Annotated in this window: 14 protein-coding genes and 1 pseudogene; 3 read left to right on the top strand and 12 right to left on the bottom strand. The window is 69.8% G+C overall.

What is annotated here, in order from left to right:
• From ACFYU0_RS05430 to ACFYU0_RS05420, 3 genes and pseudogenes are all read right to left on the bottom strand, one after another.
• Window positions 1-272: pseudogene (locus ACFYU0_RS05430) on the bottom strand (DNA-directed RNA polymerase subunit alpha); the annotation flags it as partial.
• A gap of 293 nt (window positions 273-565) precedes the next feature.
• Complete coding sequence (locus tag ACFYU0_RS05425) at window positions 566-1,750, bottom strand: SPFH domain-containing protein (protein WP_351663690.1); 1,185 nt, start codon at window positions 1,748-1,750, stop codon at window positions 566-568.
• Window positions 1,751-1,760: 10 nt separating this feature from the next.
• The gene (locus tag ACFYU0_RS05420; protein WP_389297929.1) at window positions 1,761-2,012 is read right to left on the bottom strand and encodes a hypothetical protein; all 252 of its coding nucleotides are present in this window, start codon (window positions 2,010-2,012) and stop codon (window positions 1,761-1,763) included.
• Between the two features lie 295 nt (window positions 2,013-2,307).
• Between ACFYU0_RS05420 and uvrA the strand changes: the two genes are divergently transcribed.
• The gene (uvrA, locus tag ACFYU0_RS05415) at window positions 2,308-4,776 is read left to right on the top strand and encodes an excinuclease ABC subunit UvrA (protein WP_389297927.1); all 2,469 of its coding nucleotides are present in this window, start codon (window positions 2,308-2,310) and stop codon (window positions 4,774-4,776) included.
• Between the two features lie 53 nt (window positions 4,777-4,829).
• Here uvrA and ACFYU0_RS05410 read toward each other — a convergent pair whose 3' ends face one another.
• The 6 genes from ACFYU0_RS05410 to ACFYU0_RS05385 form a co-directional block, all read right to left on the bottom strand.
• Window positions 4,830-6,002, bottom strand: a complete 1,173-nt coding sequence (locus tag ACFYU0_RS05410; RefSeq protein WP_351663684.1) for a zinc-dependent alcohol dehydrogenase — start codon at window positions 6,000-6,002, stop codon at window positions 4,830-4,832.
• Window positions 5,999-6,937 (bottom strand): SRPBCC family protein, encoded by a 939-nt coding sequence (locus tag ACFYU0_RS05405; RefSeq protein ID WP_351663682.1) that lies wholly within the window; start codon window positions 6,935-6,937, stop codon window positions 5,999-6,001. The genes ACFYU0_RS05410 and ACFYU0_RS05405 overlap by 4 nt, the downstream gene beginning before the upstream one ends.
• 255 nt (window positions 6,938-7,192) lie before the next feature.
• The gene (locus ACFYU0_RS05400) at window positions 7,193-8,368 is read right to left on the bottom strand and encodes a glutathione-independent formaldehyde dehydrogenase (protein ID WP_389297924.1); all 1,176 of its coding nucleotides are present in this window, start codon (window positions 8,366-8,368) and stop codon (window positions 7,193-7,195) included.
• 675 nt (window positions 8,369-9,043) lie between these two features.
• Window positions 9,044-10,270 (bottom strand): protein kinase, encoded by a 1,227-nt coding sequence (locus ACFYU0_RS05395; protein WP_389297922.1) that lies wholly within the window; start codon window positions 10,268-10,270, stop codon window positions 9,044-9,046.
• A gap of 312 nt (window positions 10,271-10,582) precedes the next feature.
• Window positions 10,583-11,566, bottom strand: a complete 984-nt coding sequence (locus tag ACFYU0_RS05390; RefSeq protein ID WP_389297996.1) for an aldo/keto reductase — start codon at window positions 11,564-11,566, stop codon at window positions 10,583-10,585.
• Window positions 11,567-11,789: 223 nt separating this feature from the next.
• Window positions 11,790-12,635 (bottom strand): SDR family oxidoreductase, encoded by an 846-nt coding sequence (locus tag ACFYU0_RS05385; RefSeq protein WP_389297920.1) that lies wholly within the window; start codon window positions 12,633-12,635, stop codon window positions 11,790-11,792.
• 130 nt (window positions 12,636-12,765) lie between these two features.
• Here ACFYU0_RS05385 and ACFYU0_RS05380 point away from each other — a divergent pair, with 130 nt between their 5' ends.
• On the top strand, window positions 12,766-13,356 hold the full coding sequence (locus tag ACFYU0_RS05380) for a TetR/AcrR family transcriptional regulator (RefSeq protein ID WP_389297918.1): 591 nt from the start codon (window positions 12,766-12,768) through the stop codon (window positions 13,354-13,356).
• A gap of 283 nt (window positions 13,357-13,639) precedes the next feature.
• Here the strand turns inward: ACFYU0_RS05380 and ACFYU0_RS05375 are convergent, their stop codons facing one another.
• The gene (locus tag ACFYU0_RS05375; RefSeq protein ID WP_062048923.1) at window positions 13,640-13,843 is read right to left on the bottom strand and encodes a cold-shock protein; all 204 of its coding nucleotides are present in this window, start codon (window positions 13,841-13,843) and stop codon (window positions 13,640-13,642) included.
• Between the two features lie 827 nt (window positions 13,844-14,670).
• Between ACFYU0_RS05375 and ACFYU0_RS05370 the strand changes: the two genes are divergently transcribed.
• The gene (locus ACFYU0_RS05370) at window positions 14,671-14,802 is read left to right on the top strand and encodes a hypothetical protein (RefSeq protein WP_389297916.1); all 132 of its coding nucleotides are present in this window, start codon (window positions 14,671-14,673) and stop codon (window positions 14,800-14,802) included.
• A 152-nt stretch (window positions 14,803-14,954) separates the two neighbouring features.
• Here ACFYU0_RS05370 and ACFYU0_RS05365 read toward each other — a convergent pair whose 3' ends face one another.
• Window positions 14,955-15,422, bottom strand: a complete 468-nt coding sequence (locus ACFYU0_RS05365) for a hypothetical protein (protein ID WP_389297915.1) — start codon at window positions 15,420-15,422, stop codon at window positions 14,955-14,957.
• A 264-nt stretch (window positions 15,423-15,686) separates the two neighbouring features.
• Window positions 15,687-16,232, bottom strand: coding sequence for a hypothetical protein (locus ACFYU0_RS05360; RefSeq protein WP_351663666.1), 546 nt, complete (start codon window positions 16,230-16,232; stop codon window positions 15,687-15,689).
• Window positions 16,233-16,549 lie beyond the last annotated feature (317 nt).

The raw sequence follows: 16,549 nt of genomic DNA, 5'->3' as shown, positions 1-16,549 counted from the left end.
TCGTCGTGCTCCGAGGAGACGACCAGCTGCTTGATGTTGAGGATCAGGTCGGTGACGTCCTCCTTGACGCCCGGCACGGTGGTGAACTCGTGCAGAACGCCGTCGATGCGGATGCTGGTGACAGCGGCACCGGGGATCGACGACAGGAGGGTGCGGCGGAGCGAGTTGCCGAGGGTATAGCCGAAGCCCGGCTCCAGCGGCTCGATCACGAACCGGGAGCGGAACTCGTCGACGACCTCTTCGGTCAACGAGGGACGCTGAGCAATCAGCACGACGTATTGCCTCCAAGATGGGGCGCCCACTATATGACGCCACGGATACCTCCAAGGGTACGGCCGGTTCTGTCGGCTCACGGGGCCGAACCGCCCAGGGACCGCCCCGAAAGCAATCCTTTCGCCGGGCGAGCCCCCGATCACAGGGACCACATCACCGTCGCGACACCCTGCTCCTCGGCGCCGAAGGGGATTCCCGCATCGGCGCCGAGGACCTGGCGGTGGCGGTGCTGGACGAGCTTCGGACCCCGGCCACCGACCGGCGCTCCCCGTCGTCCACGCCGCCGGACGAGCTAGTCGACGTTCACCGGACCGTCGTCCGACGTCCGCTCCTTGCCCGAGCGCAGCTGCAGCAGCCCCTTGGCGCCGGCGTTGTCGTCCGCCTTGGCGTCCTGGTCCTGCCCGCTCATGTTCTGCCGCACCGAGTCGAGGATCGTCAGACCCTGGGACACCAGGCCGGCGGCAATCTCGCCGAGGCCGTCCGCTCCGTTCAGGATGTTGACGTTGGCGCCGGACAGGCCGCCTGCCGCCTCCTTCACGATCTGAGGGAGCTGGTCGATCAGCATCCGGTCCAGCGCGACCCGGTCGTACGAGGCCGCCGCCTCCGCCTGGATCTTCATGCGCTGGGCCTCGGCGGCCGCGAGGATCCGCACCCGCTCGGCCTCGGCCTCGGCCGGCTTGACGACCTCGGCGACCAGCTGCTGCTGGCGCAGTTTCGCCTGGCGCTCGGCCAGCTCCGTCTGAGCGGCCAGCACCTCCTGCTGGGCGTGGGCCTGGGCCAGCGGCCCCGCCTGTGCGGCCTCCGCCTGGGCGCGGTCCACCTGGGCCGAGTACTCGGCTCTGACGATCGCGGTCTGCCGGGCGTACTCGGCCTGCTTCCGGGCCGCCTCCTGCTCCGCCTCGACCGCGGCCTGGGTGGCCTGGGCCTGGGCGATCTGGGCCTGCCGCTGGATCGCCGCCTTGTGCGGGGCCGACATCGCGTCTATGTAACCGGTGTCGCCGTCGTCGATTGACTGGATTTGCAGGGAGTCGACGATCAGGCCGATCGTCGCCATCTCCGTCTTGGAGGTGTCCAGCACCTCGGCGGCGAGCTTCTGCCGCTCGGTGACGATCTCCTCGACCGTCATCGAACCGATGATGGCCCGCAGGTGTCCGGCGAAGATCCGGCCGGTGAGCACCGACATCTGCTCCTGGTCGGAGAGGAACCGCTGACCGGCGTTGATGATGCTCTCGTGGTCGTTGCCGACCTTGAAGGCGATGACCGCGCGGACGTGCAGGGAGATGCCCTGCTTGGTGACACAGGTCTCGGTGACCTCCGCCTCGCACATCGACAGGGTGAGGAAGCGGACCTTGCGAAAGACCGGGAGCACGAACTTCCCGTGCCCCGTGACCACTCGGAACGGCGCGCCCCCCAGTCCCCGCCGGCCCCCCGAGATCAACATCGCCTCGTCGGGAGCGGGAACGCGGTATCCGAACATGCTGTACTCCTCAGCTTGCGCCGGCGGCCTCTCCGCCGAGCGCGTCCAATGGATCCACCCACTCGATGACGCCGACCCTCCGGCATCCGCGTGATTCGATCACGAGGACCGTCGTGCCCGCGGGCAGGGGGTCCTCGGACCAGGCCAGAAAGGTCTCGGAGCCGCCTCGGACCCGCACCAGGACCTCGCCGGGGCCCGCGGATCCCCGAGTCCCGATGAGCACCTTGCCCGTGCAGCCGATCACGGCGTCGTCCTGCGGCATCACCGGCCGTCCTCCTCGTCCTGGCCTCAGAAGTCTGACGATAGACCCAGCGGGGCCGCGACCCAATGGGAGGGAGGGGCGTGGAGCGTTCCCGTACCCGCCAGGCCTTCACATGGCACCGCCGTGTGGAGTTCACCGCTCGTCCTCCTGGGCGAAGTGTGAGGCCCGGGGGCACAGTCCCCGGCACGCCCACACTATGGATCCACGGTGAAGCACTCCCGAATGTCGCCCGGCAGCGGGGGCCGGTGACGGCGCCTGTCGCGCGGTTCGCGGCGCGATCAGGTAATCAGGAACGGTGAACGAGAACGCGACCGACCCCTTCGTGCATGTCCGGGGCGCTGGTGAGAACAACCTGCGGAACGTCGATGTCGACGTTCCGCGGGACGCGATGGTCGCCTTCACCGGCGTCTCCGGTTCGGGCAAGTCCTCGCTCGCGTTCGGCACGCTCTACGCGGAGGCCCAGCGGCGCTACTTCGAGTCCGTGGCACCGTACGCCCGAAGGCTGTTGCAACAGGTCGGCGCACCGCACGTGCAGGAGATCACCGGCCTGCCACCGGCCGTGGCCCTGCAGCAGCGACGCGGGGCGCCCAGCTCGCGCTCGACGGTCGGCACCCTCACCACGCTGTCCAATCTGCTGCGCATCCTGTACTCCCGCGCCGGCACCTATCCGCCCCGGGCCGCACGACTGGAGGCCGAGTCGTTCTCCCCCAACACCGCCGCCGGCGCCTGCCCGGAGTGCCACGGCCTGGGCGTCGTGCACGACGTCGCCGAGGACCTGCTCGTCCCGGACCCCTCGCTGAGCATCCGCGAGGGGGCGATCGCCGCCTGGCCGGGCGCCTGGCAGGGCGCCAACCTGCGCAGTGTCGTGAGCGGTCTGGGGATCGACATCGACCGCCCGTGGCGCCGGCTGAGGAAGAGGGACCGGGACTGGCTGCTGTACACGGACGAGCAGCCCCTGGTGTACATCGAGCCGGAGGAGGGCCGCGTCGACTACGGCTACCAGGGCAAGTTCTGGAGCGCCCGCGCGCACGTCATGCACGTCCTCGCCGATTCCAAGAGCGAGAAGATGCGCGAGCGGGCGCTCCGGTTCGTCAGGAGCGTGCCCTGCCCCGTCTGTCACGGCAGCGGGCTGCGGCCCGAGGCCCTCGCCGTGACCTTCGCCGGGCGTTCCATCGCGGAGATCAACGCGATGCCGCTCACCGAGGCTGTGGCGCTGCTGCGGCCCGTCGCAGGGCGGTCCGAGGCCGACGCCACCACGTCGACGGCCCGGTCCGGGGAGACGACCGAGGTCGCGGTCCGGATCTGCGGCGACCTGGTCGCGCGGATCGACGTACTGCTCGACCTGGGCCTGGGATATCTCAGCCTCGGGCGCCGCTCGACGACCCTGTCGCCGGGCGAGGCGCAGCGCCTGAGGATCGCCACCCAGCTGCGCTCGGGGCTGTTCGGCGTCGTCTACGTCCTCGACGAACCCTCCGCGGGCCTGCACCCGGCTGACGCGGAACCGCTGCTGAAGGTGCTGGACCGCCTCAAGGCGTCGGGCAACTCGCTGTTCGTCGTGGAGCACGACATGGACGTCGTACGGCGGGCGGACTGGGTGGTCGACATCGGCCCCGGTGCGGGCGAGGGCGGCGGCCGCGTGCTGTACAGCGGCCCGGTCGCCGGTCTTGAGCAGGTCGGGGAGTCGGCCACGAGCCAGTACCTGTTCGGGCGCGCCCAGCCGCTCGATCACCGCCCGCGCACACCGCACGGCTGGCTGCACCTGCGCGGCGTCTCCCGCCACAATCTGCACGACGTGTCCGTCGACGTACCGCTCTGCGTACTGACGGCGGTGACGGGCGTGTCCGGTTCCGGGAAGTCGACGCTGGTGACGCAGGTGCTCGCCGAGGTCGTCCGCGGCCACCTCGGACTCGTGCCCGAGGAGCCCGACGAGGCGCAGTTGGAGGTCGACGTCCAGGACGCGGCGGGGGTCGAGTCGTTCGACCGGCTGGTCCGGGTAGACCAACGGCCCATCGGCCGAACACCCCGGTCCAACCTGGCCACGTACACCGGGATGTTCGACGCGGTGCGCAAGCTGTACGCGGCGACGGACGAAGCCACGGCGCGCGGCTACTCGGCCGGGCGGTTCTCCTTCAACGTGCCGGAAGGGCGGTGCGAGACCTGCCAGGGCGAAGGATTCGTCGCGGTGGAACTGCTGTTCCTGCCCGGCACCTACGCGCCGTGCCCGACCTGCGGAGGCGCCCGGTACAACGCCGAGACGCTGGAAGTCACCTACCGGGGCAAGAACATCGCGGACGTACTGGCGCTGTCCGTCGACGCCGCGGCCACGTTCCTGTCCGCCGTTCCGGCGGCCTCCCGCAGCCTGGAGACATTGCGCGAGGTGGGACTGGGGTACCTGCGGCTGGGCCAGCCCGCGACGGAACTCAGCGGCGGTGAGGCGCAACGCATCAAACTGGCCACCGAACTGCAGCGAGCCCGGCGCGGGCACGCGCTCTACCTGCTCGACGAGCCGACGGCGGGGCTGCACCCCTCGGACATCGCGCTGCTGCTGCGACAGCTGCACCGGCTCGTCGACGCCGGCAACACGGTCGTCCTCGTCGAGCACGACCTGGACACGATCGCCACCGCCGACTGGGTCATCGACCTCGGTCCGGGCGGCGGCGACATGGGAGGGCGGGTGGTCGCGGCGGGCCCGCCGGCCAAGGTGGCGAGGGCCCGCCGCAGCGCCACCGCGCCCTATCTCGCGGCCCGGCTCGCGCGCTCCTGACGACAGCGCACGACAGCGCGAAGGGCTGAGTAGGCCCTGTGCCGGTGCGGCCCTTACGGCTTGAGGACGACTTTCTCGCAGTGGTCCTTCTTGTTCTTGAACAGGTCGTAGCCGGCCGGTGCCTCGGTCAGGGGCAGCCGGTGGGTGATGACCCGGGTGGGGTCGATCCTGCCCTGTTCGATGAGGCTCAGCAGCGGTTTCATGTACTTGTGCACGTGGCACTGCCCGGTGCGCAGGGTCAGGGACCTGTTCATCCAGGCGCCTGCCGGGAACTTGTCGATCAGTCCGCCGTAGACGCCGATGACGGACACCACGCCTCCGCTGCGGCAGGACAGGATGGCCTGGCGCAGGGCGTGTGGCCGGTCGGTCTCGGAGCGGACCGCCTGCTTGGCGCGGTCGTAGAGGTGGATGTGGGACGCACCGTGTGTGGCCTCCAGGCCGACCGCGTCGATGCACTTGTCGGGGCCCCGGCCGCCGGTGAGTTCGAGCAGCGCCGAGCGTACGTCGGTGTCCTCGAAGTTGATGGTGGCGTAGCCCTGGGCGGCGGCCATGTCGAGCCGGTAGGTCTCCTTGTCGATCGCGATGACCTTCTCCGCGCCCAGGACCCGGGCGCTGTCCATGGCGAACTGGCCGACCGGGCCGGCGCCCCAGACGGCGACGACGTCACCCTTCTGGATGTCGCACATCTCGGCGCCCATGTATCCGGTCGGCAGGATGTCGGACAGGAACAGCACCTGCTCGTCGGTGAGTTCAGGCCCGACTTTGAGGACGTTGGCGTCGGCGAGCACCACGCGGGCGTACTCGGCCTGGCCGCCGGCGAAGCCGCCGGTGAGGTGGGAGTAGCCGTAGATGCCGGCGGTGGGGTGGCCGAAGAACTTCTCCGAGATGCCGGCGTTGGGGTTGGTGTTCTCGCAGCACGAGTACAGCTCGGCGCGGCAGGACGCGCAGGCGCCGCACGCGATGGGGAAGGGGACGACGACCCGGTCGCCTACGCGGAGTTTGTCGCTGACGCCGGGGCCGACCTCGACGATCTCCCCCATGAACTCGTGGCCCATGATGTCGCCCTTTTCCATGGTGGGGACGTAGCCGTCGAGCAGATGGAGGTCGGAGCCGCAGATCGCCGTCGAGGTGATCTTCACGATGGCGTCGCGGCTGTTGAGGATCGACGGTTCGGGGACGTCCTGCACCTCGACCGAGTTGCGTCCCGTCCAGCAGTTCGCCTTCATGCCAGGGCCTCCTTCAGTTCGTCCTCGGTCAGCGGTCGGGCCGGGTGCTGCGGGAACTCGCCACGGGCCTGCTTGCCGCCGGGCGCGCCCTCGGAGCGGACGACCTCGCCGATCTCCACGATCTGCTTGAAGCGGCGCAGGTCGTCGTCCAGCTGCTGGTGCGGTTCCTCGCCGAAGTAGCGCGCCGCGGCCTTGCCCACCGGTCCGCCGGGCAGGTCGTAGCGCAGGAGCACCCGGATCTCCGTGCCCCGGCCGCCGGGGGCGGGCACGAAGCGGACCTCGCCGGAGTTGTCGATGTCGGCGCCCTCCACCGACCGCCAGGCGATCAGCCGGCCGGGGTCGTCCTGCGTGGTCTCGGCGTCCCATTCGACCGTCTTGCCGAACGGCGCGCCGGCCCGCCAGTGACTGGTGCGCGGACCGGTGACGCGCACCTCGTCCAGGTGCGCCATGAAGTCCGGCAGTCGCTTCAGGTCCTTCCAAAGGGCGTAGACCTCGTCCGGGGATCGGCTGACGGTGGTGGTCGCGGTCAGTTCCATGGGGGTGCTCCTACGGGTGCGGGTCACGGCCGCGTAGACGTCCGTGGCCGTGAGGGCGGTGACCGCGGCGGTCGCGGCAACGGTGCGGCCCAGGCCACGACCGTCGTGGTTCCTCAGGGCCCGGGTCAGCATCGTCAGATCCATGAGATCGCCACCGACGCGGCCCCAGAGCCAGGCGGGATGCGGCCGCCCCAGCAGCCCGGCCGCCGCCGTCAGCTCACGCACACCGACGGCGGTCGTGGCCGAGCGGTGCCGGAATGTGCCGTCTACACCCAGTGCCCGGGCGAAGCCGGCCGGGGCGGCGACCTGGGGCACGCCCAGGAGCGCACTGGCCCAGCCCAGGCCACGCACGAGCGGATCGTGCTGTAGGCGGGAGGCGGAACGGGTGTCTGTCTTCATGAGTGCTCCCACGTGCGGTGAGGTGAACGGAAGGCGTGCCACTTGAGTGAGAGGGCGAAGAGCGCATGCGGATAACACCGGGGGTTTCCACGTGGCCTGCATCCAGTCCTCGACCGGCGTCATCGGGATCCGACGTCCGGCCTGCCCAGCGAGCACGGTCGATCACCGCGGCGTCTGATCCCGGCCTGGGCCGGGGTCGGACGCCGCTCGTCGGCCGGCCTTCTCCCTCGGTGAGCGGAGGCGGCGGCCCTCTGCCTACCGCTTGTGGCCGTTGCCGTGTCCGTCGGGATGCAGGACGACCTTGGTCCAGCCGTCGTCACGGGCGTCGAAGTGCTCGTAGGCGGTGGGGGCCTGGTCCAGGCTGAGTTCGTGGGAGACGACGAAGCTCGGCTTCGCCTTTCCGCCGGCGATCAGATCCCGCAGCGCCCGGTTGTACCTCTTCACCGGCGCCTGCCCGGTCCCCATGCGCTGGCCCTTGAACCACATCATGCCGAAGTCGATCGGGACCTTGCCCTGAGCCTCCAGCTCGCCCTGGGCCTCGGCGCCGCCGGGGTCCTGGGGCAGGAACACGCCCACCACACCGATATCGCCCGTGAACCTGACCGAGTCGATCAGACCGTTGAGCGTCAGGCTGGCGTCCTCGTGTCCCTGGGGATCGTGCGCCTGGTAGCCGACGCATTCGCAGCCGTTGTCGGCGCCCAGACCGAGGGTGGCCTCCTTGACGACCTCCGCCGGGTTCTGCTCGGCGGTGTTGATCGGGATGGCGCCGATCTCCTCCGCCTTGCGCAGCCGGTCGGGCTGGTGGTCGGCCGTCCAGACGCGCCCGGCGCCCTTGAGGAGGGCCGAGTAGGTCGCCATCAGCCCGACGGGACCGGCCCCGAAGACGATCGTCTGGTCACCCGGCTTGACGTGCGCCATCTCGGTGGCGTGATAGCCGGTGGGGAAGATGTCGGCGAGCATCACGTAGTCGGTCTGCCGCTCGGCGGCGTCCTCGCCCAGACGCAGCGCGTTGAAGTCGCCGTAGGGCACGCGCAGCAGCTCCGCCTGGCCGCCCTGGTAGGGGCCCATGTCGGCGAATCCGTAGGCGGCTCCCGCGAGGGCCGGCTCCGGCTGCATGGTCAGGCAGTAGTTGGTCAGACCCTGCTCGCACTGCTTGCAGAAACCACAGGCGATGTTGAAGGGCAGCACCACGTACTCGCCGACCTGGACCTTGCGGACGGCCGAGCCGACCTCCACCACCTGGCCCAGGTTCTCGTGTCCCAGGGTGCGGCCGGACTCGAACGAGGTGCGGCCCTCGTACATGTGCAGGTCCGAGCCGCAGATGTTGGTGGTGGTGATCCTGACGATGATGTCGCAGGGGTGTTCGATCTTCGCGTCCGGTACGTCCTTCACGGTGACCGTGCGCGGTCCTTCGTATACCGCTGCTTTCATGATGTCTTCTCTCGGTGCCACGGCGTGAGCGCGGCACGGCGCTGATGAGACGGCGCAACGAGCCCGTCTCTCGGAAGGTTGCGATGGCGGGGTCCGTGGCTCCGGCGCACTGCTGCGGGCCGTTCACCCGGATCAGGTGTAACGGTGCTTCCGCCGCCGACCTGCTCGGCGGAGCTTCGGCACTCCGGCGGCGTGCGGTGCGGGTCCCCGTCGGCATGCCACCCGAAACGACCCTCAGCGATCGATCAGCGGAAGCTCCCCGCTCGGAGGGTCACCGGTCCAAGACCCCTCCGACTCGAATCCCCAGCTAGTCACCATCGTCGTACGCCAGCATGCGGCGGCTGCGCGATCTTCGTCGGCGCGTCGGGATCCGCCAGGAGAGCCACGACCGTAACGCCCTGCGACGACTCCTTCATGACGACCCTTCTCGTCGGCTGTCCCGGCGCTCACCAGTGCCCGAAACGTCCCCGCTGTAACGCCGGCGCCCATAACCGCCGCCAATTCGACGACGGAGACCAGAGTCCTGCTTCGGAAGAATGTCCACGCACCGACAAGGTCGACCTCGGTCACGAACTCGCGACAACCGAAGGCGGTTCGCTCCGGGGATGCCACGTGCTCATGCCCGACAGCTGTCGGCGAGACGGCTTGACGAACTCGCCCGGTCTGTCCGGTCCCCTACCGCCCGGCCAGGTACGCGCCGAACACGGGGTCAAGCCGGGTGAGCCACTCGGTCAGCCTGGCCGCCCGGCGGGCGTTCAGCTCGCAGTCGAACACGCTGCCGTCCCACAGCCGGACCGTCACCGTCAGCCGGTTGCCACGCGGGGTGCGCACCACCCCGGCGATCTCCGCCCACTCGAAGTCCGCCGCTGCGCCCTCGACTTCGAGGATGACCCCGGTCGCGTTCACGACGATACGGCTGTCCCGGTCGGTGAGCACCACCTCGGGCGGGCCCAGCGGGGCGGGCGGTCCGAACCCGTACGGGCTCCCCGGCGGGGTCGGGGGAAGCGGCGGCGGCTGCCGGTACGCCGGGGAGGCCGGCGAGAAGGGCTGCGGGGCGGGCGGGGCGTACCGGGAGGGCGCCGGAGGAACGGCGACGGTCGGGGAGTACGCCGGCGGACCCGGCTCCCGGGACTCTCCGGTGACCGTGTCCAGCAGCCGGGAAGGCGTCGGCCGGGCCGCAGGGTCCTTGGCCAGGCAGGCCGAGACCAGCTCCGTCAGCCCGGCGGGCACGGCGGCCAGGTCGGGCGTCTCGTGGACGGAGCGATACATCAGCCCCATGGGAGTGCCCTCGCCCCAGGCGCTGCCACCAGCCGCGGCGACCAGGACGGCACCGAGGGCGAACACGTCGGCGGCGCCGGTCACGTCGTGGCCGAGGGCCTGCTCGGGGGCGAGGAAGCCGGGAGTGCCGAAGGCGGTGCCGGTGGCGGTGAAGCGGGTGGACTCCACGGCCCGGGCGATCCCGAAGTCCAGCACCCGGGGTCCGTCCTCGGCCATGATGATGTTGCCGGGCTTGAGGTCGCGGTGCACCAGGCCGCGGGCGTGGATGGACTCCAGCGCCTCGGCGAGGGCGGCGGCCAGCGCCCGCAGCTGCGGCTCGTCCATCGGGCCCTCGGCGGCGAGCCGTGCCGCGAGGGTCGGCCCGGGAATGTAGGCGGTCGCCAGCCACGGCGGGTCGCCGTCGACATCGGCGTCGACCACGGAGGCGGTGTGGAAGCCACCGACCGTGCGGGCCGCCTCGACCTCGCTGCGGAACCGCTCCCGGAAGACCGGGTCCGCCGCCAGCTCCGGCTTGGCCACCTTCAGCGCGACCGCGCGCCCACCCCGTGTCCGGGCCAGGAACACGGTTCCCATCCCGCCCTCACCGAGCTTGCGCTCGACGAGGTACCCCCCTATCCGCTCCATGCGCACAGTATGGCGGCAGATCCACCGTGCTCCGCCACTCGACGACCGGCCCGACCGGAACCTACAGATGTCTCCTGGTCCTAAGGCGGCCTTGCCGCCTTCGGACGGCGCCTGACAACTCCCCACCGCCGGCATGCGCTGGTATCTGTGAGCAGAGTCGGCCGCCACCGCCGCACGGACCTGCTGCACCGCGCATGCCGACCGTGCCGTGGAGCGTTCGGCATCCGGTCCTGCATCGCATCGGTGATCACCAGTCGGACTGGTAGATCCGATCAGCCAATGAGCGGACCGGAATGACACGCTTTTGAGGGGTCAGCCGTTGAGGTTCCGCATCAGTTCGGGGGCGTAGCGGTCGCCGGAGACGACGCCGCGCGGGGCGACGGCCTCGATGGCGGCCAAGTCCTCATCGGTGATCGTCACGGTGGCGGCAGCGACGTTCTCCTCCAGGTAACGGCGGCGCTTGGTGCCGGGGATGGCGACTGCACCCTGGTGCAGCACCCAGGCGAGAGCCAGCTGGGACGGCGAGACCTGCTTGGCGGCGGCGATGCGGCGGACCTCGTCGACCACAGCCAGGTTTCGGGCGAAGTTTCCGCCCTGGAAGCGGGGGTCGGTGCGGCGGAAGTCGTCGGCTGTGAAGTCGTCCGGGCTGGTGATCGCACCGGAAAGGAAGCCACGTCCGAGCGGCGAGTACGCGACCAGGCCAATCCCGAGCTCGTTCAGGGTGGCCAGGACCCCGTCGTCCTCGATGCCGCGCTCGAAGAGCGAGTACTCGGTCTGGACGGCCGTGATCGGGTGGACGGAGTGGGCGCGGCGGATGGTCCGCGGTGCGACTTCGGACAGGCCGATGTAGCGGACCTTGCCGGCGGCCACCAGCTCGCCCATGGCGCCGACGGTCTCCTCGATCGGCACCTGCGGGTCTACCCGGTGCAGGTAGTAGAGGTCGACGTAGTCGGTGTTCAGGTGGCGCAGGGAGCGGTCGAGGGAACGACGGATGTATTCGGGGCGCCCGTTGTGGCCGACGAGCGTCCCTTCGTCGGTGAACTCGACGCCGGTCTTGGTGGCGACGACGGCCTGATCGCGGCGGCCGGCGAGGGCTTTGCCGAGGAGCTGCTCGTTGATGAAGGGGCCGTAGCTCTCGGCGGTGTCCAGCAGGGTGACGCCCAGTTGCAGGGCGCGGTCGATGGTGGCCAGGGACTCGGCCTCGTCGGTGCTGCCGTAGAAGGCGCTCATGCCCATGCAGCCGAGTCCTTCGGCGGAGACGGTCAGGCCCTGGTTGCCAAGGGTGCGGAGTTCCATAGTGATCTTCTTTCCGTTGCGGGTCACCCCGCGGTGTGTGAGGGAGTGGTTGAGCATCCGGCGCGTTGGGGCCCTCGGGCCGGAACCGGGTGCGGCTGCGCGCCGGTTACGTTTGGGAGGGGCGCGGCGGCGGTGTAGCGCCGGTGGGCGGGTGGGGGTGCGGCTGCCGCGCCTGCCATCGACAGTGCGTGCAGTGCACCAACCGGGACGCGGGACCGGGAGGTCAGCGGAGCCAGGCGCCGGTGATGGTCCGGACGGCGGAGCCGTCGAGATCGGCGAGGGTGGTGGCGACGAAGTCGCGGGCCCATTGCGAGGTCTGGATGCGGAAGGGCGGGCGGGCGACGGTCAGGGCGTCGACGATAGGGGCGGCTGCCTCGGCCGGAGTCTGGGCGTTGCCGTACGACTGCTGGGTGCGGGTGATGTACGCCTCAAGCGCCGGTCCGTAGGGTCCGGCGGCGGCGAGCAGCGTCGGGACGTCCAGGCCGAGGTTGGCCACGAACTCGGTCGCCACCGCGCCCGGCTCGACCACGGTGACATCGACGCCGACGGTGGCGGCGACCGGCGCGAGGGACTGCATGAAGCCCTCGACGGCGAACTTCGCCGCGCAGTACGCCTCATTGAAGGGCTGGCCGACGGCACCGCCTACGCTGCTGACGGTGATAACCCGGCCCTTCGACGCCCGCAGGTACGGCAGGGCGGCCCGGGTCATCGTCACCACGCCGAAGAAATTGACCTCCATGGCCGCGCGGACGTCATCGACGCTGCTCTGCTCGATGGTGCCGACCTGGGCGGCGCCGGCGTTGTTGATCAGCGCGTCGAGGCCGCCGTGCTCGGCGACGACCTCGTCCAGGCATGCGGTGATGCTCGCGGAGTCGGTCACATCCAGGTGCTTGACCTCGATCCGGTCCGCGACATCCGCCTCGGCGGCGGCCTTGAGCAGGGCCCCGGCCTTGCCGATGTCGCGCATGGTGGCGATGGTCGCCCAGCCCGCCCGGGCGGCGCCGATGGCGGTGGCCAGGCCGATGCCGGAGGACGTACCGGTGATCAGCACTGTCTTTGTCGAGGTCATGAGGGTCTTTCCTGCCTAGGTAGTAACGAGCGGAAATCCGTAACCGGGGAGTCCCCCGGTTATCCGCAACGGTAAGCGGGGAACTCCCCGGTTGTCCAGCTAGACTGGTCTTCCGACGAAGGGAGCAACCTTGACCACCAAGCCGGGCGCGTTGCGCGCCGATGCCCGCCGCAACCGGGAGCGCATCCTCGAAGCGGCCGTGCGCGCCTTCTCCGACAAGGGCCCGGACGTCGCGATCGACACGATCGCCAAGGCCGCGGGCGTCGGCTCGGCCACCCTCTACCGCCACTTCCCCACGCGTGAGGCGCTCATCGAGGCGGCCTACCGCAACGAGCTGGCCCGCGTCTGCGACAGCGCCGAGAAGCTACTGGCCGACAACCCGCCGGACCGGGCGATCCGCCTGTGGATGGACGACTTCATCGATTACGTGGCGGCCAAGCAGGGCATGGCGGACGCCCTGCGGGCCGCTGTCGCATCCGGCGCAGACCCCTTCGCCGAAACCCTCGACAAACTCGGCACCGCGCTCGGCACCCTGCTGCGCGCCGGCGCCGACGCCGGCCTCCTGCGCCCAGACATCGACACCTTGGATGTCGGCTTCAGCCTGGCCGGCGTCGCCCTCATCACCAGTGCCCCCGACCAACGCGAACGGGCCGGCCGCCTCCTCGACCTGCTCCTCGACGGCCTCCGCTACGGGGCGCCCGGGCCGACGCCCGGCGCCTGACCGGGCTTGAACGACGACCGATCCCCGGTACGCGAACCTGGTGGCGGCGTGGAAGCGCGCGCAGCAGCCGGCGTCCAGGGCTCCGCAGCAGGAAAGGCCCGTGCGGGGGTTCGTCATCCTGCCCAAGCCCTAACAGCAGCACGGCGGCTGCCCCCTTGCTTGGCCAGCCGCCCCTCAAGCGCCCGCCCCGTCGGAGGACCGGAAACCTCTGGCGGGGCGAATGAAAGCGAAGAGGCCCCAGCCGGTGGTGCGTTCCGGCTGGGGCCTCTTCCTTGTTCCCTCGTTACAGCGGGCGGATGTTCTCCGCCTGCGGGCCCTTCTGGCCCTGCGTAACGTCGAACTCGACCTTCTGGCCCTCCTGAAGCTCACGGAAGCCCTGGGCGGCGATGTTCGAGTAGTGGGCGAAGACGTCGGGGCCGCCACCCTCCTGCTCGATGAAGCCGAAGCCCTTTTCCGAGTTGAACCACTTCACAGTGCCCTTGGCCATGCCTGTCTCCTTCGAAAGGACTCGTATCGGGTCTCGCACCGTGCGGGACCCGGAGGTGATCGCCCTGGTCCGGAGAGGCGTCGAACAGCAAGAACGCCCGCGATGGCGATCACGGGCGAACGGGACTTCGGAACCACGACTGCTAGTCACGACGCTACACCGACTGGTGAGGCTCGGCCACGCGGTTCCGGTCATCATGGCGTGTTGCCCCGACGTGCCGCATACGTGCCAACGCCTCACGAAGGCCCAAGGCAGTGACTGGCAACCGCGTCCCTGCGGTCGGTCTCCCACACCTTGTTCCGCCAAGGGCGCGGTCTTGCCAGGAACACATCACGCCTGCCGCGCAGCCCGCTCCCCACCCGCAAGCCCGGCCCGCTCCCCCGGCGTCAGATCACGACGGATCACCCGGTGCAAGGTGGGCAGTGACGGCGGCTGGACGCGTCGCAGAAGCCGCTGGGCGGGCGGCCGGTGCGTGCTCGGCGAGGCTCCTACCTGCGGTGACGCCGACGGCGCACCGTGATTCAGGCCAGTCAAGGCTATGGAGCAGACCCCGCCGGGAGACGCTCGCCGCCACCTTGACCTTCGGATCGCCGTTGCGCCACCTGCGCGTCGGTCTGAGCGCCTGGCTGTCAGGAGCGCCCAGACCTTGACCGGCCCCTGCGAGGATCACCGACGCCGACCGCTCTCGCACCCGCACGGCAAGACGTCACCCAAATGGCCCACACCAGCCCCGTGCCGCTGTGCGGCGTAACCCGTTCGGCCGCAAGGTGAGCATGACCCGATGGCCGCCGACGAAGCCACCGAGGGGGCCAGCGCGGGGAGGCGTCATGCTTCTGACAGTTCTGATCGTCCCCGTACTACTGGTTCTCATGCTGTTCGGATTGCCCATGCTGGAAGACCACCTGTTCCCCCAGCTCCCGCCCGAGGACGAGCCGAACGGCGAACCCGGAGCACGGTAGCCGACCCACCAGGCCGCCCCAGGACCAGTTGCCCCTGGACGACGAGCGCGAAGAGCTGCCCGATAGCGAGGAGCAGGTCGAGGTCCCGCCGGCACTCCCGCTGCGTCCACGACCGAGTTCGACTCGCTCGCTCCGCGTGATCTCAGTCGGCGTCAGGGCGAGCCGGGAAGCATGCGTGCGCCTGTCCGGCCGCTCGTCGGGGATGGACGGAATCTGTGGCTGAAGTTCAGGGCGATGTTCAGTGCGAGGAAGTTCTTTCCGCCGTCCGTCCGGGCGCGCAGCTGGATGCGGTGCTCTGCCACCGGCACTGCCTCGGGTAGCTGGAGGTTCCACGTCTGACGCCACGGTCCGGCGGCCGGCCTGAGGTGACCGGAGAGCTTCGCGCCCATGCACTCCAGCAGGTCGGGCAACCTGTACTCCCTGTCGAGCATTCTCACCGGACCGAATTTCATGATCACGTTGCAGGTGACCCGGGTGAGGTCGACGGGTTCCTTGAGGTGGCCGGTCATCTCCCAGCGGACCTGGTGTCCCAGCCAGGGCAGAGCCGGGGTCAGCGTGATGTCGAGGCGGTCCAGGACGTAGGTGCCGTCGCTCACGTCTTCCACAAGGCGGATGCTCATGTCACTCCTCACCCGTTCGCGGGGTCGGGAAAGCACCCGTAGGACGGCCGGGCCAACGGCCTGGGATCACATACAGATGGGCGGAAATCCGCAGGTAGGACGGACAGTGACGGCAGTGTGCAGGCGCGCGGACACTGATGGCGCGCGCCTCGCATCCGGCACCGGCAGGGGTGTGCGCGGGGCGTGGACGTCGGACAATGGGACAGACTGGGACCCCGGCCCGATTCCGGCGGGCCGGGGCTCCTCAGTACGGCCGGCTGCGGCCTAGTACTCGTCGTGGTGACGCTTGACCACCCGGAAGCTGGCCACCACACCCTCGTCGATGTCGATGCCCTCGGTGCATCCCGGGTCCACGCCGTAGCTGGAGCTGTGCGGGCCGACGGTGGCGATGGGAGCGCCGTTGTCGCAGACGGCCCCGCGGAAGACCTCGACGGCCTTACGGCTTTCGTTGCGGACGTTCAGGGTCTTCGCGCCCAGGCCGCTGACCACGGTGATGCAGTCGCCGGGGTGGGTGGAGTAGGACCGCTCGTTGATCTGGATGCGGCCCTCGTCCTCTCCTCGGTGCCCGTTGTTGTCGTTGTCGTCGTCGCCTTCGTTGCCCTTGCCCTCGTTGCCCTTGCTGTTGTTGCCCTCGTTGCCCTTGCTGTTGTTGTTTCCGTTGCTGCCGCCGTGGGGCGCGGCTGCGGTGGCCTGGGCCTGCTGGGGGGCCGGAGCGGAGGCGGGGGCGGCCGAAGCGTAGGTGATGCCGGTCGCGGCCAGCGCGGCGGCTGCTGAAACGGCGGCGGTGATCACCGTGGAACGAAGCTGCATTTCGCGGTCTCCTGTTCGGGGTGCCGGCCTGTCAGCCGGCTCGTTGACGAACCTACCTACAGCTGACATGACGGGCATATCGGGAGGTCAGGGACTCAGCTCCGAACAGGGTATTCTCGGGCATTTCGCATTGGTTGATGGAGCGTCACATCCATTAAGCAAAAGGCAGATTGACATACTATTAGCCTTTCCAGGTGATAATTGACGTCTCCTTACTCGCGTCGTTACGGCGCGTCGCTGCGAACCTCATGAGCTGAGTCGTGCTAGATGGGGCCACACTGGAGACCGCCGACGGGCCGCACCGCCGGGCAGAAGAT

The sequence above is a fragment of the Streptomyces sp. NPDC003720 genome, assembly GCF_042875075.1.
Taxonomy (GTDB): domain Bacteria; phylum Actinomycetota; class Actinomycetes; order Streptomycetales; family Streptomycetaceae; genus Streptomyces.
This window is presented reverse-complemented; position numbering and strand designations above follow the sequence as displayed.